The 23627-nt window shown below is 48.8% G+C and carries 20 protein-coding genes; 9 read left to right on the top strand and 11 right to left on the bottom strand.

Annotation, left to right across the window (positions count from 1 at the left end; all coding sequences use genetic code 11):
- The first annotated feature begins 1 nt into the window (after nt 1).
- Together OEZ43_11180 and OEZ43_11175 are read left to right on the top strand one after the other, a co-directional pair.
- Nucleotides 2-913 (top strand): class I SAM-dependent methyltransferase, encoded by a 912-nt coding sequence (locus OEZ43_11180; GenBank protein MDH5546149.1) that lies wholly within the window; start codon nt 2-4, stop codon nt 911-913.
- Nucleotides 914-999: 86 nt separating this feature from the next.
- Nucleotides 1000-1386 (top strand): hypothetical protein, encoded by a 387-nt coding sequence (locus OEZ43_11175; protein ID MDH5546148.1) that lies wholly within the window; start codon nt 1000-1002, stop codon nt 1384-1386.
- Between the two features lie 17 nt (nt 1387-1403).
- Here the strand turns inward: OEZ43_11175 and OEZ43_11170 are convergent, their stop codons facing one another.
- Nucleotides 1404-2777, bottom strand: a complete 1374-nt coding sequence (locus tag OEZ43_11170; GenBank protein ID MDH5546147.1) for an MATE family efflux transporter — start codon at nt 2775-2777, stop codon at nt 1404-1406.
- Between the two features lie 226 nt (nt 2778-3003).
- Here OEZ43_11170 and OEZ43_11165 point away from each other — a divergent pair, with 226 nt between their 5' ends.
- Nucleotides 3004-3591 carry a cytochrome c3 family protein gene (locus OEZ43_11165; protein ID MDH5546146.1) on the top strand — a complete coding sequence of 196 codons (588 nt, stop codon included), beginning with the start codon at nt 3004-3006 and terminating at the stop codon, nt 3589-3591.
- Nucleotides 3592-3599: 8 nt separating this feature from the next.
- Nucleotides 3600-5030, top strand: a complete 1431-nt coding sequence (gene dacB, locus OEZ43_11160) for a D-alanyl-D-alanine carboxypeptidase/D-alanyl-D-alanine-endopeptidase (protein ID MDH5546145.1) — start codon at nt 3600-3602, stop codon at nt 5028-5030.
- A gap of 10 nt (nt 5031-5040) precedes the next feature.
- Here the strand turns inward: dacB and OEZ43_11155 are convergent, their stop codons facing one another.
- Nucleotides 5041-6228 carry a PQQ-dependent sugar dehydrogenase gene (locus tag OEZ43_11155; GenBank protein MDH5546144.1) on the bottom strand — a complete coding sequence of 396 codons (1188 nt, stop codon included), beginning with the start codon at nt 6226-6228 and terminating at the stop codon, nt 5041-5043.
- Between the two features lie 987 nt (nt 6229-7215).
- Between OEZ43_11155 and OEZ43_11150 the strand changes: the two genes are divergently transcribed.
- Together OEZ43_11150 and OEZ43_11145 are read left to right on the top strand one after the other, a co-directional pair.
- The gene (locus tag OEZ43_11150; protein ID MDH5546143.1) at nt 7216-10866 is read left to right on the top strand and encodes a PKD domain-containing protein; all 3651 of its coding nucleotides are present in this window, start codon (nt 7216-7218) and stop codon (nt 10864-10866) included.
- A gap of 254 nt (nt 10867-11120) precedes the next feature.
- Nucleotides 11121-14540 (top strand): hypothetical protein, encoded by a 3420-nt coding sequence (locus OEZ43_11145; GenBank protein ID MDH5546142.1) that lies wholly within the window; start codon nt 11121-11123, stop codon nt 14538-14540.
- A gap of 11 nt (nt 14541-14551) precedes the next feature.
- On the opposite strand, the gene mnmH is transcribed toward OEZ43_11145, so the two are convergent.
- Together mnmH and selD are read right to left on the bottom strand one after the other, a co-directional pair.
- A complete protein-coding gene (gene mnmH, locus OEZ43_11140) occupies nt 14552-15670 on the bottom strand; it encodes a tRNA 2-selenouridine(34) synthase MnmH (protein ID MDH5546141.1) in 1119 nt (372 codons plus the stop codon).
- A 1-nt stretch (nt 15671) separates the two neighbouring features.
- Nucleotides 15672-16742: a selenide, water dikinase SelD gene (gene selD / locus OEZ43_11135; protein ID MDH5546140.1), complete on the bottom strand. Its 1071-nt coding sequence runs from the start codon at nt 16740-16742 to the stop codon at nt 15672-15674.
- A 144-nt stretch (nt 16743-16886) separates the two neighbouring features.
- Between selD and OEZ43_11130 the strand changes: the two genes are divergently transcribed.
- Nucleotides 16887-17291, top strand: a complete 405-nt coding sequence (locus OEZ43_11130) for a cytochrome c (protein ID MDH5546139.1) — start codon at nt 16887-16889, stop codon at nt 17289-17291.
- A gap of 25 nt (nt 17292-17316) precedes the next feature.
- Here OEZ43_11130 and OEZ43_11125 read toward each other — a convergent pair whose 3' ends face one another.
- From OEZ43_11125 to OEZ43_11100, 6 genes are all read right to left on the bottom strand, one after another.
- Nucleotides 17317-17637 (bottom strand): hypothetical protein, encoded by a 321-nt coding sequence (locus tag OEZ43_11125; protein MDH5546138.1) that lies wholly within the window; start codon nt 17635-17637, stop codon nt 17317-17319.
- 4 nt (nt 17638-17641) lie between these two features.
- On the bottom strand, nt 17642-17875 hold the full coding sequence (locus OEZ43_11120; protein ID MDH5546137.1) for a hypothetical protein: 234 nt from the start codon (nt 17873-17875) through the stop codon (nt 17642-17644).
- A gap of 9 nt (nt 17876-17884) precedes the next feature.
- On the bottom strand, nt 17885-18283 hold the full coding sequence (locus OEZ43_11115; protein ID MDH5546136.1) for a hypothetical protein: 399 nt from the start codon (nt 18281-18283) through the stop codon (nt 17885-17887).
- 8 nt (nt 18284-18291) lie between these two features.
- The gene (locus OEZ43_11110; GenBank protein ID MDH5546135.1) at nt 18292-18573 is read right to left on the bottom strand and encodes a peptidylprolyl isomerase; all 282 of its coding nucleotides are present in this window, start codon (nt 18571-18573) and stop codon (nt 18292-18294) included.
- Nucleotides 18574-18715: 142 nt separating this feature from the next.
- On the bottom strand, nt 18716-19426 hold the full coding sequence (locus tag OEZ43_11105; protein MDH5546134.1) for a spondin domain-containing protein: 711 nt from the start codon (nt 19424-19426) through the stop codon (nt 18716-18718).
- 12 nt (nt 19427-19438) lie between these two features.
- On the bottom strand, nt 19439-20146 hold the full coding sequence (locus tag OEZ43_11100; protein MDH5546133.1) for a spondin domain-containing protein: 708 nt from the start codon (nt 20144-20146) through the stop codon (nt 19439-19441).
- A 204-nt stretch (nt 20147-20350) separates the two neighbouring features.
- Here OEZ43_11100 and OEZ43_11095 point away from each other — a divergent pair, with 204 nt between their 5' ends.
- Complete coding sequence (locus OEZ43_11095) at nt 20351-21163, top strand: phosphate/phosphite/phosphonate ABC transporter substrate-binding protein (protein ID MDH5546132.1); 813 nt, start codon at nt 20351-20353, stop codon at nt 21161-21163.
- Between the two features lie 14 nt (nt 21164-21177).
- Nucleotides 21178-22926, top strand: coding sequence for a PAS domain S-box protein (locus OEZ43_11090; protein ID MDH5546131.1), 1749 nt, complete (start codon nt 21178-21180; stop codon nt 22924-22926).
- A 385-nt stretch (nt 22927-23311) separates the two neighbouring features.
- Here the strand turns inward: OEZ43_11090 and OEZ43_11085 are convergent.
- Nucleotides 23312-23627, bottom strand: a 316-nt coding sequence (locus OEZ43_11085) for a hypothetical protein (protein ID MDH5546130.1), incomplete at its 5' end; no start/stop codon positions are given.

Genomic DNA, 23627 nt, shown 5'->3' with positions numbered 1-23627 from the left:
AGTGATAAATGACATCGCTTTCGTTCCACCAAAAAATGTTCCGCAAGCGGAATGTCGGCGCCTGTTTCATGGTCGCGGTAAGGCATATCCCGGCTACCAACATGTCAATATAGATTGGTTGCCGCCTGTCGCATTGATCATGTTGTACGAACCAGTAGACACTAAATGGCTTGCGGAACTGGCGGATACGTTGATGTCGCGCATTGACGGTTGTCGTTCGGTACAAGTTCAGCATCGATACCAGGAAAAATCGCCAACCGAAGTTTTGCTGGGAGAGGCGCTGACAGAGATTGTGGTTACCGAAGATGGACTGAAGTTCTATATCCAACTTGGCCGTCTGCAAAATTACGGTTTGTTTCTGGATATGCGCAATGGGCGACGTTGGGTGAGAGAACAGGCCGCCGATAAACGCGTATTGAATCTGTTCGCTTATACCTGTGCGTTTTCAGTTGCGGCACTGGCAGGTGGCGCGCGCAAGGTTGTGAATTTTGATAACAACAAGAGCGTACTGCAACGTGGCAGGGAGAACCATCGCTTGAATAATCAGGACACAGCGCATGTCGTGTTTGAAGGCGTGGATATATTTCGTTCATGGTCACGGTTGCGCAAGCATGGGCCGTATGATTTGTTAATCTGCGACCCGCCTGCATTTCAAGTCGGTAGTGTCAATATCGGAAAAGACTATCAGAAAATCATTCGGCGCCTGCCCGAGTTTATGGCGCCAGGCGGTTTGTTGGTGCTCTGTCTGAATGCCCCCAATCTCGATCAAAATTTTCTTCATGAGATAGTGTCTGCCGAATGTGATGTTTGTCGCTACACGGAAATAATACCCTTGCCTGAAGCGTATAAAGAAACTGTGTCGGGACAGGGCACCAAGGTGTCGGTTTTCGAATACAGGCCTGATCAAGCATAATGTTTGACAAATTCATGTATTTGACAAATGATTTGCGTGCATCAGGGTGAAGTACTTTTTAACGGAAATAATTGAAAGGTGACAATATGAATAAGGGAATTACAGCGTTATTATTGATGCTGGCGATGCTTGCTGTTTCACAACTCAGTGTCGCAAGTGGTCAACCCAGCGCATCAATAAAGACTATGGCGACAATTTTGAACTATCTGAATCATTATCCTGGTGATGCGGACCGGCCGAAGTTGCAAGACATCGTCAATAACGCCAACGCTCCTCAATACGAACGCGATATCGCCACTGCCATTCTAAATCTGCAACACAAGGCAAGTGGTGAAGATAAAGCCAAACTGGCGAAGATCAAGGGCGATAGCGCTGTACCGGAAGCAGCGCGTGAACTGGCCGGCATCGTTCATGATTTAAACCATATGCCAAGCGCGGATGATAAGGCGACGCTGAAAAAATATATGTGGTAAACGCGAAACAGCACCCGTTAAGCAAAGACGGGTGCTGTTTTTACTGCCTTCTTGCTGATCATATGCACGCGCGCGGCAAGAAAAACCGAAGCGAAACCCAGTCCGGCGATTAGTCCCACCCAAAACCCTTGCGCGCCAAGCGCACTGCCAAATATCTCAGTAACGCCCAGCATATAACCTAAAGGTAAACCTATTCCCCAGTAGGCCAAAAGCATAGTGACAAAAGTGAAACGCGTGTCCTTGTAACCGCGTAATACTCCGGCAGCGCTCACTTGTATGGCATCTGAGAATTGAAAAATCGCGCCAAAGAACAACAGCTTTACGGCGAGTGCCTGCACGGCGACATCATTACTATAGAGCGAGGCAATGTATTGCGGAAACAGCAACATCGACGACGAAAAAATACAGGCGCAGCAAAGTGTCAGTCCCATACCCAGAAATGCCGCATAGCGCGCTTTGTCTGGTTCACCTCGACCGACAAAATAGCCACAGCGTATTGTCAGTCCCATGGCAAGACTCAGCGGCACCATGAACATCAATGAAACGAAAGACATCGCCACCTGATGCCCGGCGACTGCTGTGCTTCCCAGCTTGGCGAGAAACAAGGCGATGAGTGAAAACATACTGGATTCGATGAGTAAGCCGATGCCAATGGGAATGCCGAGACGCAGTAGCTCCATAATCCGCGATAGCTCGGGTTTTTGCCAGTTGGTGAACCAGCCCAGGGTATTCAATTCTTTCTGGCGTCGGGTGACAAACAACAGGGCGAAAAATTCCAGGTATAACACCAGTGCCGTCGCCCAACCGCAGCCCACGCCACCCATTTCGGGTAGTCCTAATTTTCCGTAGACGAAAATATAGTTCAGCGGAATGTTCAACAGCACGGCCCCTATGCTGACGTACATGTAGGGGCGGGTGAAGTGTGTGCCTTCGTTCAAGCTGCGCAATACCACGAACAAGGCCATTGCGGGCAGTCCGAAAGAAACCGCATAACTATAACCCCGCGCCTGTTCGTACGCGACGGGTTCCATTTCCATGTAGTCGAAGATAATTCCCAGGCTCTGCATCACCAGCATCATCGCGATACCGAGTGCGAGTGCTAACCACATGCCTTGCTGGACAGTCACTCTGATGTCCTTGTGTTGCTGTGCTCCCCAGGCCTGTGCGACGAACGGCGTTACCGCCATGAGTACACCGGTAAGAAACAGAAAACAGGGAATCCATACACTGGAGCCTATCGCCACGCCGGCCAGACTGCTTTCTGCATGTCGCCCAGACATTACGGTATCGGTGAAGCTCATACCCATTTGCGCCAGTTGACTGATAACGATAGGCGTAGCAAGTACTAACAAGGCGCGGGATTCACGAAGAAAACTATTTGAAAGAGACATTAATGCTTATTCGTCCGAGGCAGATTTTCCAAGATTACTATTGCGGCAGTCATTCGTCCAAGTTTAAGTGTATGTTCGTCATTCAGTTTTTATACAGCCCCTCGATTGAAGATATTCAGGTCCGAATAGTGCTTGCTATCCTCAGAGCTTGGGTCAAATTTTCTCTTCCACGCGGTATAATAGGATGCCTTGGCGTTAGACTACACTATAGAAAAAGTTGGAAAATATGTATTACACGTTTATTCAATTGGTTTTTTGGGTTTTACTGGCAGGATTTATTGGCTCGGCAGTTCAGGCCGAAGAGCCAGGTAAATTTGAAGGTGAGTTCTGGAACAAGGGAACGCATTTTCAATTAACGGGTAAAGCCATTCCCATCGCCGAAGACGGTATCCACGACCCGACAAATATTACTGCTATGTATGGTTTGCAGCCACCGGACGAGGCATTGGCTGAGTTTCCGCGTGATGACGCCGGTTTGACTAACTGGGTGCAGGCCTTGCGTAGTGGCATGATTGCACCACGTTCAGACTTGATGGGAACCGGGCCAGAACTAAAACCTTTTGATCTCGATCTGTTGTTTACCAATACACAGGCAATGCCTAATGTCTTGTTCTCTCATAAAGTCCACACTGAATGGCTGGCGTGTAAGAACTGTCATCCCGCGGTGTTCGAACAGAAAAAAGGCGCAGCCAAAATTCAGATGGCAGATATCCTAAACGGTAAGTATTGCGGTCTTTGTCACGGCAAGATCGCGTTTTCACCGACATTGAATTGCATGCGTTGTCATTCCGTAGAACCCAAGGCAAAGAAATAGGGGCGTTAATGCTGACGACACGACATATTCGTTTCAATGTGCGTGTCGTTTTGTGTTTGTTGTTTTCCCTATGCGCCCATGCCGCTGCAGATTTACCTCCAATTCTTGCACAGACGATTGCGGACAAAGGATTTGAACTCGACGGCATAGGACTTTTCGTTCAGGAAGTCGGCGCAAATAAACCGTTAGTGTCGTTTCAGGCACACAAACCGTTTAATCCCGCATCCGTAATCAAGCTGGTGACTACCGCCGCCTCATTGGGAACCCTCGGCGTTGGTTATCGCTGGTCTACCGACGTCTTGTATACCGGCGACCTGAATAGAGGGACATTAAACGGTGACGTGTATTTCGTCGGCAATGGCGATCCTTATCTGACGCCAGAGCGCTTCTGGTTACTCCTCAACAGACTTTCCATGTTTGGCATACATGACATCAAAGGCAATGTGTATTTCGATGACAGCTATTTTCGTCCGGACAAGGTGGATTATGGCGCGTTCGATGATCAGCCTTTTCGCACCTACCACGTGGGGCCGAATGCTGTACTGGTAGGATTTCAGGCAACGGAATTTCATTTTGGGGTTGAGCAGGATCAGGTGAACATCGTTACTTTCCCGGCCTCGCCGCGGTTGCGTCTGGTGAACAAGGTCAAACTGGTCAATGGAAGTTGCGGGAACTGGCAAAAGCGTTTAACGCTATCCGTAGATAACAAAGGCGATGATGTCGTTGTAACTTTCGATGGACGCTATGCAAGAGAATGCGAGAGACGTACCCTGTATCGTCGTGTGGTGGAAACGGCGGATCACTTCAGTCATTACTTCTTGCCGATCTGGCAACAGCTAGGCGGCAGTGTTGGAGGACGTATTCAGCCCGCTCGCGTTCCCAGTTCCGCCACTTCCGCGATACAGGAATCATCGATATCACTCGCGGAAGCGATCCGCCTGATAAACAAATTCAGTAATAATGTAATGACTCGACAAGTGTTGTTGACGATGGGAGCTGCGCGATATCAGGCGCCGGGTACAACAGATAAAGGTCTAAAAGCCGTTCGATCCTGGGTGCAGGAAACCGGCGTGGATGACAGCGTATTGCAACTGGATAACGGTGCCGGTTTGTCGCGTGATACGCGTACCAGTGCTGTCATGCTCGGGCAAATGCTCGTATACATTTATCATCAAGCCTATATGCCGGAGTTTATGGCGTCGCTACCGGTCAGCGGTTATGACGGTACTATGGCCCATCGTTTTCATGGTGAACCTTTAATTGGACGCGCGCATATCAAAACGGGGCTGCTCGACTTTGTTCAAACCATGGCCGGCTATGTCTATGCTAGAAGCGGAAAGCGATACGTCGTCGTCATGTTGCACAACGATAAACAGGCGCACACAAAAAAAGCAGAAGCCTTGCAGGATGAATTGATACGCTGGGTTTATCAGCAGTAATACCGCTGTATTATTTGGCCACTATGCGATAAATACGTCCGCTTTGATAAGCGGCCACATAGACCTCGCCGTCTTCGTCTTCACCGAAGGTGCTGATGAGCAAACCGTTGTCATCGAAATAGTCCAGGGGCAAACGCCAAAGTGAACGCGCCTCAAACAGAGTTTTGTGCGCAACCACTTTACCCTGGTGGTAACGCAACCCCCACAATGCCTGGTTAACGAAGTCGCCATAGAGATAGGTACCGCATAAGGAAGGACTGCGAACACCGCGATACACATAGCCGCCCGTTATGGACCTGCCGATATTGTGTCGATAGTGATAGAAAGGTAGTTTCAATCCTGTTTTATCACAGTTGGTCGCGACTCCCGGCGTACAAATATCACCTTCCATAATGCGCCAGCCATAGTTACCGCCTTTCTCGATAATATTGATTTCCTCCACCTCATCCTGACCCACATCGGCGGCATATAACTGCCCTGTTTCGCGGTCAAAGGAAAATCGCCAGGGATTGCGCAAGCCGTACGCCCATATCTCGGGACGCGCCTTGGGCGTATTCACAAACGGGTTGTCTTTGGGAATGCCGTAGGGGGTGTGGTTAACATCAATGCGTAAAATTGCGCCTAATAAGGTTTCTTTTTGTTGTCCATTATTGTCAGGATCGTTGGCGGATCCGCCGTCACCCACGCCGATGTAAAGCATACCGTCCGGCCCAAAGGCTAACTGTCCACCGTTATGATTTCCCCACGGTTGAGAAAACTGTAGAAGTATGCGTTCGCTTTTGGGATTAACGATGTTGTTTTTATCGGCGCGAAATTCCGAAACAACCGTCTCCAGGTGATCTACTTCTCTCGTGTAGTTAACATAGAATTTTCCATTGCTACGAAACTGGGGATGAAAGGCGATACCTAGCAGGCCTTTTTCACCACCGGATTTTACTTTGTCGGTGATGTCGAGAAATGGTTTGTCGACGAGTTTGTTGTCTTTCACTACGCGCACCCGACCGTCTTGTTCGACAACAAACAAACGTTTGCTTTGATCACCGGCATGGGCTATTGCGACCGGGTCTTCCGTGCCATTTACCGCGAGTTCTAGACGTATGTCCGGTATCGAGGTGATGTCGTCTACAGTGCAAGTTGCAGCGTAGCTTTGCTTAAAAACAATAAACAAAAGTAAAAATGTTTTGAGCGACAGTTTCATTATAAAAAATCAATGTGATAGATGAATGTAAATTCTACGCAACTATCATCTAACAGAAAAGCCAAATCATTTCCAGTATACGGGTAGACAGGACACAGATGTTTACACATTTGGGATACCCTTTGGAGGGTAACTGGGGTAAGGTAGATCCATGTCACAGGACACCGGCAAGGATTTCATGGTTCGAACGCGCGGTGTATTTCCACCCGAAGGGACGGGTACGAAGAAAAGGTGAAGCATTATGTCTCCATTTCATGCGCGTATACAACATCCTGTTTTCGGTCTGCTCTTTTTGTGTGTACTTTTAATCGCGTTTGATTTCATTCCCTGATTCTCGAATGTTTTGACGATCACTTTTTTCAGCCAACAATTTCTCTTTTCTCATGTATAACACCGGGGCAGTACTATAGCCCCGGTTTTTTTTCTACGCTCAGTCACTGATTCTGCTCAAGCGTTCGGTCAGCTGGACAGCAAAAGATGTCTGCTAAAATCTCCTGCAAAAAAAACTGTCCAAGCATGCGGCGACAGTATTTACTTTCGACCCTGCTATCCATTGCTACGGTTCGTGTCCAAGGTTTGACACTGTGTGAAATGCCACAGCAAAAAATCGTTAGTAATCAAACGCTCAAACATTGATTTTTAATCCGAGAAATTCAGTCCCATTTCAAACTTGAAGGGCAGTATGGCAACATGGCGCATGTGGGAAGGGGTGCTGCCATTGTATACAGGAGATGAATAGCGCATTGGGTTGCGTAGAAAAAATAAAAAATAACAGAATCCTGCTTTATCGTTATTTGCTTTATTTCCTAAAAAAACTAGGTGTGTGACATCACGCATCGGTACTCCATGTTGTTACCACAAATGTGTATTCGCCTGGAACGCTGGCACGCCTACGGTGCTGCGTCGTCCTTTCAATTATGTGTAAAAAAATTAGACCAAGCAGCCACGCAGTCAGTGCAATGAGCAAACACGGGGAGCCAGATTACAATGAATACATGGAGAACGAATGCTCGCTCTATAGTTAGTGAGACCACCATAGCAATATCCTATTTAATACTAGCGATATTTTTTTTCAGCGCTTGTGAGCAATTACCAACAGGCGTGGATGTGAACGCCAACGCTGTTTGGGAAGAGGACACGCAAACCCTGCTTGTTTCCGGAATAGCATCTTCCAAGGTGGATACGGTACAGATACACGATGCTGCGAACGGCGCGGTAATCGGTCACGCTAGCGTTGACGACGAAGGATACTGGTCAGCCAGTTCGACCGTCGCTGCCTGTGATGTGCACGTGGATCTGCCGGAAGGGATGACAACCATCCCGGTACAGAATGCGCCAGCTAATTGCTCTGCCAACTCACAGGGGGTGAGAGGCAGAGCTATAGCGGCCACTGATATACCGAATGGCGTCAAAGTGGTTGCCAACCCGGTAGACCTGGCAAACATTCCTAACGGCGTCATACTCAGTCCGCCGCAGGATGTCACGATCGCGGTTGGACAAAGCGTCGATCTGCAGGCGACAGTTATCGGAAGTGCAGTGGTGCCGCCGTTTAGTTTTCGTTGGGATCTGGCTGGGGTCGCGCCAAATTCTGCGGTACAGAATCCTGGACCGTTGTGGTTTAACACCGCTGGCACGTATTTAATCAGACTCTATGTAACCGACGGCGCAGGCAATGTTGATCCCACGCCTGCCTTGCGTTCAGTAACGGTGACAGATCCAAACACCACCCTGGCGACTACGCCAACACCGACGATTTTGTCTCCTGTCGCCGTGAATGGCACGGTAAATATCAATGTCGGTGAGACATTGTTTTTCAGTGGTACGGCAACCGATGATTTGAACTCACAAAGCTTCACCTTTGAATGGGATTTCTCTGGAATTTTTCCACCACAGTTTGGCGCGACTCCTGGCGCGGTTCCGTTTTCACGTGCGGGCACTTATATCGTTAGCCTTTATGCAACCAGTACTTTTGGTCTACGTAGTCCGGTGCCTGCGACTGTTACGGTGGTCGTGGGCGCAGGAGTGGCTGCCGCAAATCAGGCGCCCGTAGGCATGATTACTTCGCCAATGAATGACGTGACGATTAACGTTGGTGAAAGTTTATTTTTCGATGCCACTGGCTATGATCCCGATAATAGTGGCGCGCTATATTACTCGTGGGAGTTTGAACGGCTAGCACCGAATATTTATATGAGCCCGGTTGGTGCTGCAGGCGCGGTGACGTTTACGACACCAGGTATCTTCGAAATTGAAATGACGGTCACCGATGCGCTTGGTACAAAAGACCCGAATCCACCCAAGCGCAGAATTACCGTTATCGATCCCTTCGCAGGAACTCCGCCAGTCAATGGCGTACTGGCAACCACGATAATTTCGCCACAGTCAGACGTTACAATACGTCCGGGTGAATCGGTATTCTTTAGCGGTCAGGCCAGTGCCAATAATAATCCAGGGCTTTTTCAATATTTCTGGACCTTTGGTGGCGCGGCCGCGAATTCCAATCTGCCAACACCGGGTAACATCACCTTTCCAATTCCGGGGCAGTTCTTCGTGACATTTTATGTCACCGATCAGACCGGTAACGTCGTGGGTAATCCGGCGACGCGCACGATTACGGTTCGAGCGCCGAGTAATGTAGATGCAAGTATTACCTCTCCAACAGACAATACTTCAGTGACCCTGGGTACACCGATATTTCTGATGGGTGAGGCGCGTAATGCTCAGACGGTCAGTAACATTACTTATGAATGGCGTATCCATCGACAGGACAATGATCGGGATGTGTTTACTTCCAATCAGCAATCACCTGGGCAATACATCTTCACGGATCCGGGAAATTATCATGTGCACCTGCGCGTTACCGGAACAGATGTGCTGAGCGGACAACAGGTTTCCGATCGCGAGTCAGTGCGTGTCAGCGTGACCGGAACGCCACTACCAAATCTGCCACCGCCGGGTGGAGGTGTTAATCCTATTGCGGCGAACAGCGGTATTGTTTCGCCAGCCACGGACATGGTGATTTATGTCGGCAACGAGGTTAATTTCCAGGCCATCAATATTCCCGGTGCGAATCTCAACTATAACTGGAACTTTGGTAGCGTACGCGGCAATAGCAATCGACAGTCGCCAGGTACGGTGAGTTTTAATACGCCAGGAACTTTCTTCGTGACCTTACAGGTGACGGGTACGAGCGCGGGAATTCCGATAAACATATTCGATCAACGCGTGATTACGGTTATGCAACAGAATCCCGCATTTCCACCATCACCGGCGCCGAATCCATTTCCACCTTTTCCTGGCAATCCGATAAACGGTGCAACGGCAGGCATAGTCTCACCAGCAGCGGATACCGTCGTGAATCTCGGCAGTCAGATTCGTTTCGAGGCGATCGATCCTCCAGGTGCGAATCTCAACTACAACTGGGAATTCGCTGGATTGCGTAACAATAGTACGCGTCGAAGCGCAACAGTGACTTTTGATCGAATTGGTACCTTTACAATTGCAGTAAGAATATCAGGTACTGATGCTGCGGGCGTTCCCGTAAATATTTTTGATCAACGCAATATCACGGTCATGCAAACAAACGGGGCTCTACCGCCAGGTGCATCACCATTTCCACCGACGTTGCCGCCTGGTTTCCCTGCAGGGCAAGTGCCTTTGGGTACCGGTATTGTTTCGCCAGCAACAGATTTGGTGATTAATGTGGGTGACACGGTTAACTTCGAAGCCAACCGTTTAACTGGTGCCATCGCAACATATCTGTGGGATTTTGGTGCAGCAGCCCGATCTAGCAATGATCGTCGTCCGGACCCGGTACGTTTTACGACACCCGGAACGTACTTTGTGTCATTGACGGTAACCGGAACGCTTAATGGTGTGCCACTCAATGTCTTTGATCGTCGCGTGATCACGGTGTTGCAACCATCGCTTCCTGCGCCGCCTGTCGGACAGCCTAATCTTCCGCAACCACCAGCCGGATTACCATTTACCGGAGGCGGGATACTTACGCCAAGCGGGGATGTGGTAATCAATGTGGGTGATAGCGTGAACTTCGAGGCGAACCAGATCAATGGTAACAATATTAATTACCAATGGAATTTTGGTGGTGCCGCCGCGCCGAGTAATTTCCGTAATCCTCAGCCGGTACAGTTCACAACGCCGGGAACGTTTTTCGTGACATTGCAGATCACAGGTAGCATCAATGGCGCGCCAGTGAATGTCTTCGATCAACGGGTGGTAACGGTGCAACAGGGTTTTCAGTCACCGATCGCTAATCCATTCCCAACACCGCCGATAGGTGCGCCAATTGGCGGAGCGCCGATAGGGGGAAGCCCATTCCCACCGGTGGCTGGTGTTAGTGGTCCGGAAGGATATATCGTATCGCCCAGTTCGTCTTTTGTGCAGATTCGAGTAGGTCAGTCTCTGCAGTTCTCAGGTATGGGCTTTGATCCTTCTGGTGCTGGCCAACTGATCTTCCAGTGGAGTTTTGGTGGCGCGGCACGCAATATCGAAACACAAAACCCCGGCACGATTTCCTTCAATCAGGTCGGTACTTTTGTCGTGACCTTATTGGTTCGAAACGCATTTGGCCAATACGACACCACACCACCATCGGTAGTTGTGCAGGTCAGTCCTTAGTCGAGGATCAATAAAAGGCGTGGAGTGTGACAGCTCCACGCCTTTTTTGTTTGTGCCTGCCAAATTGATTCCGCCCGGGGCTTCAGGAATAATGTGCCTGGGTATCTCCTGAACAAGACGGCTAACAAGCAAATACCTGCTTAGAAGATTTCATCGGGTTTGCCTGTCTGGCTTTGTCTTGTTCTCACTCGTTTGCAGACTCCTTCAGCAGATACCTCGTCTTTTGCGTTAGTATTGGGGTGTGGCTATTGATAATGAAAATGATAAAAGGCCTGTTTGGCGTTGTTTTACTCACATCGGTATTTTCCTCGGTCGCTGACGCCGGACCGTCTGCAGACATTTTTAGTCAGATCACCCAGCAGGCAGAGCAACCCGAGGCGGCGCAATGGCTTAGTCAGGAGAGTAAAAGCGCCCTCGAATTGCTAAATCATCGCAACACCAAAATATTGCTCCTTCCCGTACAAGTGCAGAAACATGCGATCGACAGACCTGGTCGATTGGCAATGGCGCAACTGTTGGCAGAACATCTGCGTCGTCATCATGGGCAGGCTATTATCGATCCTGCACTGGTCGAGCAAGCCTTGGGCCGTGGTTTGCGTCGCCACAGTGGCAAACATGTCTATCAACTGGCAAACCTGCTCAAGGCCGAAAAAATTGTGTGGGTGTTTGTGGGGCATGAACTGGATTTGAAACTGGACATCACCGCCATCGTACAGACGCGTAACACACAGGGTGGCTTTGACAACAAAGATAATTTTGCGCAGCGGGAATGGACGGATCTGAGCTTCAGTGATGAAAGCCTACCGCTTGATGTTTTTCAAAAACACCTGCCTGAATTGTCATTATGGATAGATGCCAATACCGTTGAACCCAAAACCGTAAAACAACTAGCGGCGGCCGAGAAATTGTTTGCGATAAGCGACATTCTTGAAAACCATCATGTCGATGATTATCAACAGGCCATTAATCTACAAATTATGGGCGCGCTATTACCTCTGCAACACACGCGACATCGTGACGCGTTTTTTGTGCGATCCCTGGCGGTGTTGGAGCGTATCAAAACCAAAGACATGCGCTACCAGGTGATTAAGGCGCGTGCGCTTGCGCATTTGTATCGCCGACCTGCAGCTTTAGCGCTGCTGGAAAAAAATGGGGACCAAACGGCGCTTGCCTTGCGATTCTATCTTGATGGTGATTATGCAGGATTAAAGGCCGCAGCAGGCAAGATCGACAATCCCTATATGCGTCTACTGTCACAGATAGAGCTGTACGATTTGCACTGGAAATATGAGAAGAGTGTCAATATCAAAGATGAATTGGCGCAGATTGCCAAGACCTATGGCGAGTGGGAACCGCTGGTTTTGCGTCGTTTGTCCTACGGTTATGTCTGGTTTTATCAATCGAACCTCGAGATCAAAACGCTGTTAGACAGCAAGCTGCCACTGAGTGGCGCCAGCGCAAAAGACATGTTTGCCTCGCAAATGGTTTTTGGTGGCACAGGTCAGGTGCTGGAGAGCGAACTATCACCCTATACACATATCAGCGATTACAGAAATAAGTTCGCCAGCCATTTGTGTTGTGACCAGGATATCGGCGTGGTGTCGAAACTGGATTTTCTTAACTACCTGGAAGACCTTTCGATTATTTTTAATCTGCGTGCGATTGAAATTCAGTTGATAAATAAGGGCAAGCCTAGAGAGGCGAAATCGCTGATAGATCAATACCGCGTAACCTACGCCGGTCTTCCGTCCCTAATGTGGTTAGAGGCCAAGGCCCTGGACAAACTGGCACAGGAATCCTCGGGAACGATTAAGGACAATTTTGAAAAACGTGGGTTTTCACTTGCGTATAGTGTCTATTACTGGGAGCAAGGACAAACCGCCAATGCAATTTCCAGCGTCAATCATTTGATGACCAGGCGACAGGTCCTGCCATTTTTCAATACCGATTTTCCGCGCCGTTCCTATTGGACAACAAATACGACTATTACCGATAGAGATCTGGGAGAGGAACGGAGTGAAGCATTTCTTAGCAACGCTCTGCTGGCGCTAAAGTATGCCATTAGTGACTTCTCGACATTTAAAGATGTCGTCGATGCCTTGAACGAACAAGAAAGAGTGGCAGATATTGAGGCCTTGATCGCGCGAGAGAAACATCGCTTTCACGGCGCGCTCGTTAGAGAAAATTATTTCGCCTCGAGAGCCATCAGGACATCCTCTTTTGAGCAGGCCAAAGAAATATTTTCAGGGCTGATGAAATCTGATCCAAGAGTTTGGGACGGTTATTTCGGATTGGGTCAGTTATTAATCGATGAAGGGAAGTTTTCAGAAGCTGAAAATGTTTTTTGGCAGTATCCCGTATTTAGCGATTACGAAGGTGAAAATAAAGTTGCCGTTTCCAATGAGGCGGGAAATGGTGGTATGTTGCTCGCCAGTTTTGGCGCCTATGAGCAGGCCAGGCCATTATTGGAATTGTCAAAAAAGCTACACACCTTTTCCGCGATCAGCCTGATGTCGGAGTGGATGCTTGCGATGTATGAGGATGATTTGGTGACTGCGGCGAAACTCAGCGGCTATATCGGCAAACGATATAATGCGCATGAAATGTATGCGGCTTATCTCAATTTATTGTATGCCTTTGGTCATAATGAAATTGCCTCCGCCTTGTTCAACTCGCTGTTAAGCAAAGACCCGGGAAGCCCGGTGTGGGCCGCGGCTGCGGTCAATAGTCGAATCCAGAATATGCAGCCAGGCGAGGTGGAAAAGTGGTTGAAAGATTATTCTGGCGATAAGAATCAATCTGTGTGTCGCAATCGTTTTGTGTTCAAGTATTTTGTGGAGGACAAAGAGAAACCCGTTTCAGTTTCTCATTTGTTGCGCCAGTACGACGACGAAAAAGTGTTTTCCGTAAAGCCCGATGGTCAGGTGTATGTACGGGAACGCAAATCCCACCTCAATACGAAAATTGGTCCGGATGTAGTCGCAAACAAAGACAGCGATTTAAAGCAAGGTGAATTAGACATAAATGAACACCAACTTTTTCTCGATGCCTATGTGGCGTTACTCAATGATGAACTGGAGACTGCTGTAGCGGCGTTCGCGAAACGCTCACGCTATATCAGTCATGATCTGGCCTTCGGTGCGTATGGCTTGCCGTATTATGTACGCGCCTACCTGCGCCAGGATAAAACAGAATATGTGGAGAAATACCTGTCCGAATTGACATCACAGAGTGCGTACTACTATTTGGCGCAAGCCTTGTTGGCAGGTAAACGCGGTGATCATCAGCGTGCGGTGGCACAGATAGAGCGCGCAATAGTACGCAAGAAACAACAGGAAGGTGATTTGATCGATATCTGGTATACCTTTAACCAGGTGTTTCTCTGGCTCTACGAAGATACACAGCAAATTGTCTATGCTGAGCTTGCCAAAAAATGGGCGAGGCATGAACGTCTGTTCAATCCAACTGCTGCCTGGGCCTATATGGTTGAGGCGCGTTTTACGGATAATCGCGAGGAGCGTCTCTCCCTGCTAGCGCATGGTTTGTATTTAGATCCACAATCCGCATCGAAAAAATATTTCAGGCGTAGTGAGTTGGAAAAGGCCAAAAAGATGAGCAGCAAGGTATTGAAGTTTACCTTGAGACGACCAGACCCCAGGGACATAAGAATTTAGCGAGTCGAAATTCAAACCACCTGGTGATGTTCGCGCAAATAGCTAAGTACCGCTGCCGTATCGCCTTTGAATATGACGCGCTCGGTTTTTTTGGCTAACTGGAAGTCGTACATCGGGTCGTAGTAATCGACCAGTAGCTGACGTATCAGTGATCGGAAATAATCGGTTTCGTTGCTTTCACGGTGCTGTAAGAGCGCCTCTTCAAGCAGTGCGTTCAAATCCTGAAATCGTTTTCCGCCAAGACGTCGTTCAATCTTTCTCAGCGAGGCCCTCAGGTTTTCCGCCCATGCGATGTTGCCGATTTCCTCGCCATGCACATTGCGATGTTCCTGCAAGGCATCGACTATGTAATCGTTGAATACATTGTTCGCTCGGGTATCGATATCTTCTTCGAGTAAAATCAGCGGCGAAGTCTTCAATTTTTCGATAAAGGTATCTGGTATGCGACGGGAACCGATGTTGGCCGCTTCATCTTCCATAATGACAGTACTCACCCCGGCATGTTGTAGCTTAAGCCACGCGATAGCGAGCGCGTTTTCAATATCGATCTGCGAGGGTTGCGGTTTTGCATGATTGCCAAAGGCCGAACCGCGATGATGATAAATACCTTCCAGATCAATTTTGTGTTGCGTCTGATTGAGTAACAGGGTTTTACCTGTACCGGTGCGTCCACCAATGACGATGGCCTGCATATGGTGTTCGACGGCCTGCAAGGTCTCCAGCAAAAAGTGTCGCATAGCCTTGTATCCGCCCTTTACTCGCGGATAAATGATGCCGGTCTTTTCGTAAATCCAGAATTGACTGATCTTGGAACGCAGACCACCGCGAAAACAATAGAGCACGCCCTGGGGATGGTTTCTCACAAAGTTGGCCCAGGCATCGACCCGTTCAGTTTTGACATTGCCACTGACGCGAGTCTTGCCGAGTAGTATGGCTTGCTCCTGCCCCGACTCTTTATAACGAATACCAATTTCGCGACGATCATCGTCGTCCATGAGAGGTAAATTATCGACGTGCGGAAAAGCACCCTGATGAAACTCGACGGGCGCACGCACATCGATCATAGGTGTATCCTGGATAAACAACTGTCGGTAATCGTCGACCTGGGGCAGTTCTTTTAATTCGTCCACACTAAACCACTTTGATCAAAACATGCCCGTCATCGTCAGGAAGGTCTGCGCACAACTCACCGATCGCGCTAAGGGATAAACCTTCTTGATCGGCAACGCGTAAAAATTCGGCTTCGCCTTCAGTGCTGACGGCGACCAGCAATCCACCCGATGTCTGCGGATCACATAGAATTTTTTGTTGTTGTTCAGTCATCGGCGCAAGCTTGTGACCGTAACTATCAAAATTGCGTTGCGCGCCACCGGGCGAACAACCGAGGGCGAGGTAATGTTCCACCTCTGCGAGTTTTGGTACATCTTCGTAGCGGATAATGGCGCGCAGACCGCTACCCTCACACATCTCACTCAAATGCCCCATCAAACCAAATCCGGTGACATCGGTCATGGCCTTTACGCAGTCGAGTTTTCCAAAAGTACTGCCCGCCTTGTTTAGTTGGCACATGGTTTCCGGCGCCAGTCGTGCGTGGCGGGCATCAAGCAATTTCTTTTTTTGTGCTGTGGTCAATATGCCAATGCCCAGCGGCTTGGTTAGATAGAGTTTGCATCCCGCTGTTGCCTTGTCATTGCGCTTGATGTGCTGGTTTTCCACTTGACCGGTAACGGCAAGGCCGAATATCGGTTCAGGACAGTCTATAGAATGACCACCGGCGAGGGGAATTCCGGCCAGTCGACAAGCGTGTCGTCCGCCTTCAATCACCTGACTGGCAACCTCGGGACCGAGTTTGTCTATCGGCCAGCCAAATATGGAGATTGCCATCAGCGGTTTGCCGCCCATGGCGTAGACATCGCTAATCGCGTTGGTGGCGGCAATTTGTCCAAATTCAAAGGGATCGTCCACGATAGGCATGAAAAAGTCGGTGGTGCTGATGACGGAAAAACCGTTGCCGGTATCATAGACGGCAGCGTCGTCGCGGGTGTCATATCCCACCAGTAATTCAGGGTATATTGGCCCGGGAGTTTCGGTGCGGAGTATATCTTCCAACAGTCGTGGCGCGATTTTGCAACCACAGCCTGAGCCATGACTGTATTCCGTCATGCGAATTTTGTTGTTTGCGTTGGTATTTTGCCCTGTCATCTGGTGTCATCCGTTTCGCGAGATGGGCGATTATAGCCTGAAAAATGCCGTGAAGGATGAATGAATGCTAACCTGGGTAACTGGTTTGAAAATTGCTGACTGTCAGTTCTTGAAACGCTTACTAAACCAACAGGGACCAGGGAGATGACACAAAGACTTTTTTATCTGGCAATTTCTATAACGGTATTGCTGGGGTTTTCCGGCTTAAATGCCTATGCAGGAGAGTTGAACCAGGCCAGTATCGCTGAAGGGAAGAAGCTGTATACCAACTATTGCGATAGATGTCACGGGCCCAAGCTCGATGGACAGGGCAGAATGGCGAGTATTTATATCAAACAGGGGAGTAGGCCACCATCAAATCTGACCGTCGGTTTTTACATCGATCGTCCACATGATTATCTGGTCGGTGTTATCCTCGATGGCGGCGGGCCCCATGGCCTGAGCGAGTTCATGCCCCCGTTTCGTAGTGAATTGAATGAAAAGCAGGTGCATGACATTGTCAGCTACATCAAAGACAATGCGATCAAGGTAAAGGCGAGTCACCAATAAGATTTAGCACCGGCCGAAAGGCTGGTCAGGTAATAATTTCTGTCTTCGCAGCTTCGCCGTTGGTATCGATATTGATTTGTCGAGCCGACGGCATGCGACTCAGAATATAACCGCACATCATTATAACGAGTTGTTCGTTTTCCTTTTCGAAGCCATCCAGTATTTTATCAGCGACGATTTGGCAGCGTTGCAGCGCATCAGGACGTGATATCCAGTCACGGCCTAATTGCCAGCCCTCATCCATGTCCTCGTCTATCTTGCGATAAAATTCTTCGGCGTCTTTAATCAGCTCTTTCGGAACATCAACATCGTAAGTCTGCTCATCAATTTGTACCGCAAGTATCATAATTTTATTCCTCGCCTGTCGGTCGCGGATCGCGTTTTTCGCGCAATTGTTCTTCTGCAGAAACCTGGTTTTCCCCAAACATGACTTTGATAATCATATTCGAGGTGGATTCGAGTTCAGCACGTTTGGTTTTGGCGTAGTTCGATGCCTCTTTAAAGGCATCAAACTGTTCGAGTAATTCCATGGGCTGGAGTCGCGCCATTTCAGAATTTTCATATTTGAATACGTAGTAGGGCATATTACACCTTCAGGACAATTGTATATCGATGGAATAATGTTGCTTGACCAGGCCGCTGACAAATCCGATCAGAAAATCACGGCGCTTTAAGGCCTTTGTCGGATTAGCGATGACATGCCATTTTGGATTCTCTGGCAGTTTCGATGGAATGCTGAGCTGGCGCATGGCCTGCGCATACCATCCGTATCGTTCGACATCGTGGGCATAGCCCTCGATGTTGAGTCCGCGTTGCTTGACCAGTTGCTGCGCCACTTCCTTGATCTGTGCCTGTTGATTTCGATTGAGTCGGTCGAAGGTATAGCGCGCCATGATGACATTCATGGCGGCGTTATAACGTCGACGCAGCGATAGAAAAAAGACCAGGGCTAGCGCAAGGATTGCGGTGCTGATGATAAGAACGATCTGCATACAAACAACTATTCGGTGCGGCTGGTGACTTCCAGTAAGTGATAGCCGAACTGCGTGCGTACAGGGCCTTGTACGGTTCCCACTTCTGCGCTGAATACGACTTTGTCAAATTCAGGTACCATCATACCTGGACCGAATTCACCCAGGTCTCCACCTTGCGCGCCTGATGGGCAGGAAGAATATTGGCGGGCGATATCACCGAAATCTGCGCCGTCTTCAATTTGTGCTTTTAAATCACTACATTCTTGTTCTGTCGATACCAGAATATGGCGTGCGGTTGCGCTAGTCATACAAATCCCCTATTGACGTGTTTTATTTAAGCGGGGGGATTATAACAGAAGACAGCGATTTTGCCCGATTCAGGCGCTTATCCGGGTATAAATCCAGGGTAGGGGAAAAGAAAGTGAGGGGATAACCCCCTCACTACGAGTGTTATATCCGCGTGATTACGATCCTGGCAACGGGTCCATTCCAACGATGGGATTCATCCAGTACCGATGTGCTGAGTCCATCGTCTTTGCTGACAACGCCGGCATGCACCACAATGGCATCAATCAGATCATCGCGCATAGCATCAAATCCGGTGCCGCCGTCGGCCGGTCCAGGAATAGTACCCATGGCTTCGGTGTTGGCTTCTGTGCCTGCGTCATACACGTGTGCAAGCATCTCTATTGACTCACCTTGAGCGAGCGTTGCGATATCCGCACTGTTGATACCAGTAAAGGCATCATTGGTATTGGCCAACATGCTCGCCAGACTGAGAGAGAGTGATGCACCATGTTCTGTACTCAGTGTTGCCTTAGATGACGCCCCCGGTGCGATAGGTGCCGCACTAATCACCTTTGTTGTGTACACGCCATTGTGCATCATCGCTTCCGCGACGAAGTCGGTGGTATCACCGCCTTCTGCCAGTTTTTCCAATGCGACAGACGAGGCGTGACCGAGTTGCCACGGCTTATAGGTGTTATCGTGTATGATCACCGCCGGCGGCGTGAGTACCTGGTGGTTGCTGAGATTCACAATGCTGACTTCATACATGGCTTCGTGGCTATGCCCATTTTCCATATTGTCATCACTGTGAAAACACGCGCCCATTGTCAGGCTTGTCAGTCCCAACAGACTTGTACTTAAAAGTCGTTTCATAAGACCTCCGGTTTATTGCACTGTGATGACAAGTTTTGCAATCGGGTTCTGCCAACGATGGATGCTGCTATCCAGGTCGCTCTTGCCAGCGCTTGCGTCGCTATCGCCTAAAACACCGCGATGAATGTGTACTGTTGTATTGCTGTCGGCCATAGCTACGCCGGAGCCATTCATTCCACCGTCGCCGTTTGGCGCTGCAGGAATACCAGCGACACCAGGAGCGCAATCGGTACCAGGCAGTGTTTCATCGTTTGCTTCCGTACCGGCATCGTAGCCATTCAGATAATAGGTATAAGTACCCGCTGTTTGCGGTATGTCCAGGCTGTCTACGCCGACAAAACCATCGTTAGTCGGCAGTATCATCGCAACTACTGATAGTTTTGTGTTTGTGCTATTGGTCATCAACATAGCCGTGGCATTTGCTCCGGGTGCGAGTAGACCCATGGCCGGGTTTTCTACGGTATCCATATCGGCACCGCCAGCATCGCTTAGCAGTCCGGAGATGTCTCCGCACTCAGCCATCGCACGCAGGTTTGCCGATGCCGCCATTCCCTCTTGAAACAGATGCGTCATGGTGTCGTGCGCTGTAACCAACAAAGGCGTGAAATGGTTACCGTGACTCAGATTGGTGATATTGACCGATACATCGGCAGCGGACGCGGATTGAGCCGTCAGCGCAAGCCCGAGAGCACTCAGTAGAATCTGTGATTTGTATTTCATATTACCTCCGTAAAAGATACGCAATTGAATAGATTGACGAAGCCATACTAGGAGGAGGCATTCACGTGATCATCACCGAGTTATCACAAAATTATCACGACTATCGAGGGGAAGATAAATAAGACCAGTAATTACGACTTATTTGTGTTTGCAGTTATACCGATAAGTAAAGATCGGAAAAGTGTAATAAATTAAGGAAATATTTTGAAACAATTTAGCGACTTCTTTACGTGCGTGGGACTACTTTTGTTGTCCTCGATCACAGTCGCAAGCGCGCAGGAAAAGTTTACTGTCGGCGTTGTCCCTCAATATGATGCGCGGCAATTGCATAGCGTGTGGCAACCGATTTTGCACGCGCTCGGCGAAATGACCGGCTATGAACTTGAACTAATGCAGTCGGCAAATATTCCGGAATTTGAATCGAGTTTTCAATCTGGAAACTTCGATATTGTTTATCTCAACCCATATCACATTACTGTTGCCAATAAAGTGCAAGGTTACCTCCCCATTGTGAAAGACGTATCACGTTCATTACGCGGAATCATCGTGGTGAAGAAAAATGGCGGTATCACGACCTTGGATCAACTGCGTGGTAAACAGCTCGCTTTGCCTGCGCCGAATGCTTTTGGGGCATCGCAGCTAACACGCTTCGAGCTACAGAATCGACATAATATAGAAATGAAGTCCATCTTTGTTGGTAATCACGACTCTGTCTATTTGAATGTGGTTTTGGGAATGACGGATGCCGGTGGAGGCGTCTTGCGTACATTGCGTCAACAGAGTCCAAAGTTGCAGGATGCCTTGCATATACTCTACGAGACCGATGCCTATCCTCCACATCCAATTGCGGTTCATCCACGCATGTCTGATAAGGCAGTAGAACGACTGAAGGCAGCTATTTTGGAACTGGGAGACAGGCAGAATGGAAAAGAATTATATGCCAAAGTACCGATAAGCCAGGTCGGCCTCGCCAAGATGAAAGAATACGCCAAAATTAGTTCTATGCGTATCGATTAGTTGAATGAAAAATTATGAAATTGCGAGCGCTAATCATTCTGATGTTCGCGGCTCAGATTAGCGTTCTGAGTGGCTACATATTCCTGTACTGGAAGCCACAATATAGCCAACATATCGAAGAAAGAATTGTCACTTCAGAATCTCGTGTCTCCTCTGCCGTCGCATCAGCGCTAGTTTCTCCGTTATTGAAAAGACAGCTTTCACAGGTCTATGAAATGCTCGATGAACAGTTGAGTGTCCACAGGTTGTGGAAAGAAGTCATGCTGAAGAATATCGACGGAAGGACTTTATATCCTTTGTCTGCGGCGATGGACGAGAGCTATGTGCCACCTGAAAATCTTTTATATATAGAGCAGGATATTGTGCTTGGGGAGCAATTACTCGGGAAGTTAAAAATCGGCGTGGATATGTCGGAAGTAATCGCCGTGGAAAATAGCGCGCTGAGCCAACTCTCCTGGATGATTATGGGATTGTTGCTACTGAGCTCTGCTGTGTTGATATTTCTTATGGATAGAACTATTCGTAAACCGGTATCAGCTTTGGTTGAAGCAACCCGTAAGCTGCAAAAAGGGCGGTTTGGGTTTGCCTTACCCACCAGTCGCAACAACGAGATTGCCAGTCTGGTATCGGCGTTTTCCGAAATGAGTATGAGTCTCAATAATACGCAAAAGGAATTGATCGATAACGCGACGCGGGTACAAACGGTATTGAATACGGTAAGTGACGGCGTTATAACAATTGATGCCAAAGGTGTGATCGTTTCGGTCAATCAAAGTATGCAGGACATATTCGGATATAGCGAAGATGAAATGGTCGGAAATCGTGTCAACATGTTAATGGATGATGCTGCGAGTTCTACACACGACGGCTATTTGATGAATTATCGTGATACTAAAGAGCAGATAAGTATTGGTATAGGTCGACAGTTGGATGCGATTCGTAAAAACGGCGAAGTATTTCCTATCGAAATTAGTGTCAGTGACGTAACTATTGAAGGTAACACTTATTTTGTCGGAACGATACGGGATATTTCTGAGCGCATAAAAGTCGATCGTATAAAGAAAGAATTTATCTCAACGGTGAGTCATGAATTGAGAACGCCGATTACCTCTATCAAAGGCTCGCTGGATTTACTTCTGGCCGGCGTGGTCGGAAATGTCGGTGAAGAAGAAGGTAAGATGTTGCGTATTGCGCTATCAAACTCCAAGCGATTACTGGTGCTCATTAATGAAATACTGGATATGGAAAAAATGGAATCCGGTAAAATTGTGTATGATTTTGGCGAGCATGGCGTAAATTCATTACTCGTAGCCGCTGTCGAAAGCAATGCCGCATATGCAACTCAACATAAAATTCAATTGGAAGTAAACTATTTGGAAGATGATATCACTGTATATGTAGATATCGATCGTATGATGCAGGTGCTTTCCAATTTGATATCCAATGCGTGCAAATTTTCTGATGCGGGATGCGTTGTTCACATTGGCGCGGAGAGGCAGCACGACACCGTAAGAATCTATGTGAAAGATCATGGTTGCGGTGTACCAGAAAGTTTCAGAGATAGGATTTTTATGCGATTTGCGCGGGCCGATGGATCGGATTCCAGGAAAGCGTATGGGACCGGCTTGGGTCTGAGTATTACGCAGTCATTGGTGAAAGGAATGCATGGCGAGGTAAACTTTGAGTCTACGCCAGGAAAGGGTAGTACCTTTTACTGTGTTTTGCCTTTGAACTATGCGGTGGCCCAGGAAAAGAGGGCCTGATGGCGAAAAAGCGTCTAGTTCGTGACATTTACAAAACCCCACATTGAATATAGTCAGTCGGAAACCTATAATTAGCGACACTCTATCGAGTCAATAAGCAAAAACAAGAATATACCTGGGGAATAAAAGGACGAGGGAACGCCATGAAGCGCTGTTTTCTATCATTCCGATGCGTCAGTCGGAAGTTTCTAGACCAAATTAAGTTACTCATTGCAGGAATGCTATCCATTGGCGTTGCCACTGGTTGCGCGGAATCTGTTCCTGGCGGCAACACCAAAGAGCAACCCGTATCCGGTAAATCGAAAAGATCAGTAGTACCAACGGGGAATTCGACAAGTGTCGCAATAACGGCGACGCAAAGCGGTACTGGGCTAGTTGAAGTATTTCACCATGCGCCTGCACCTGCTCCTGCCCCAACAACTCCTGCCCCGGCTCCGGCTCCGGCTCCAGCAGCACCGGCTCCGATGCCTGCGCCAGCTAACCCCATGCCCGCACCTGCACCTGCACCTGCACCGGCTCCAGTTCCAGCGCCAACCCCGGCACCAACGCCAGCACCAGCACCAGCGCCGGCTCCAGCGCCAACCCCGGCACCAGCACCAGCACCAGCAGCAGGCGGACACCATGGCGGAGGTGGGGGCGCACCAGCTCCTGCGCCAGCACCGGCACCGGCACCAGCACCACCACCAGCACCACCACCAGCA

Source organism: Gammaproteobacteria bacterium (assembly GCA_029881255.1).
Lineage (GTDB): Bacteria > Pseudomonadota > Gammaproteobacteria > S012-40 > S012-40 > JAOUMY01.
Note: the sequence above shows the minus strand (reverse complement) of the source record. Positions and strands in the feature narration are given on the sequence as shown.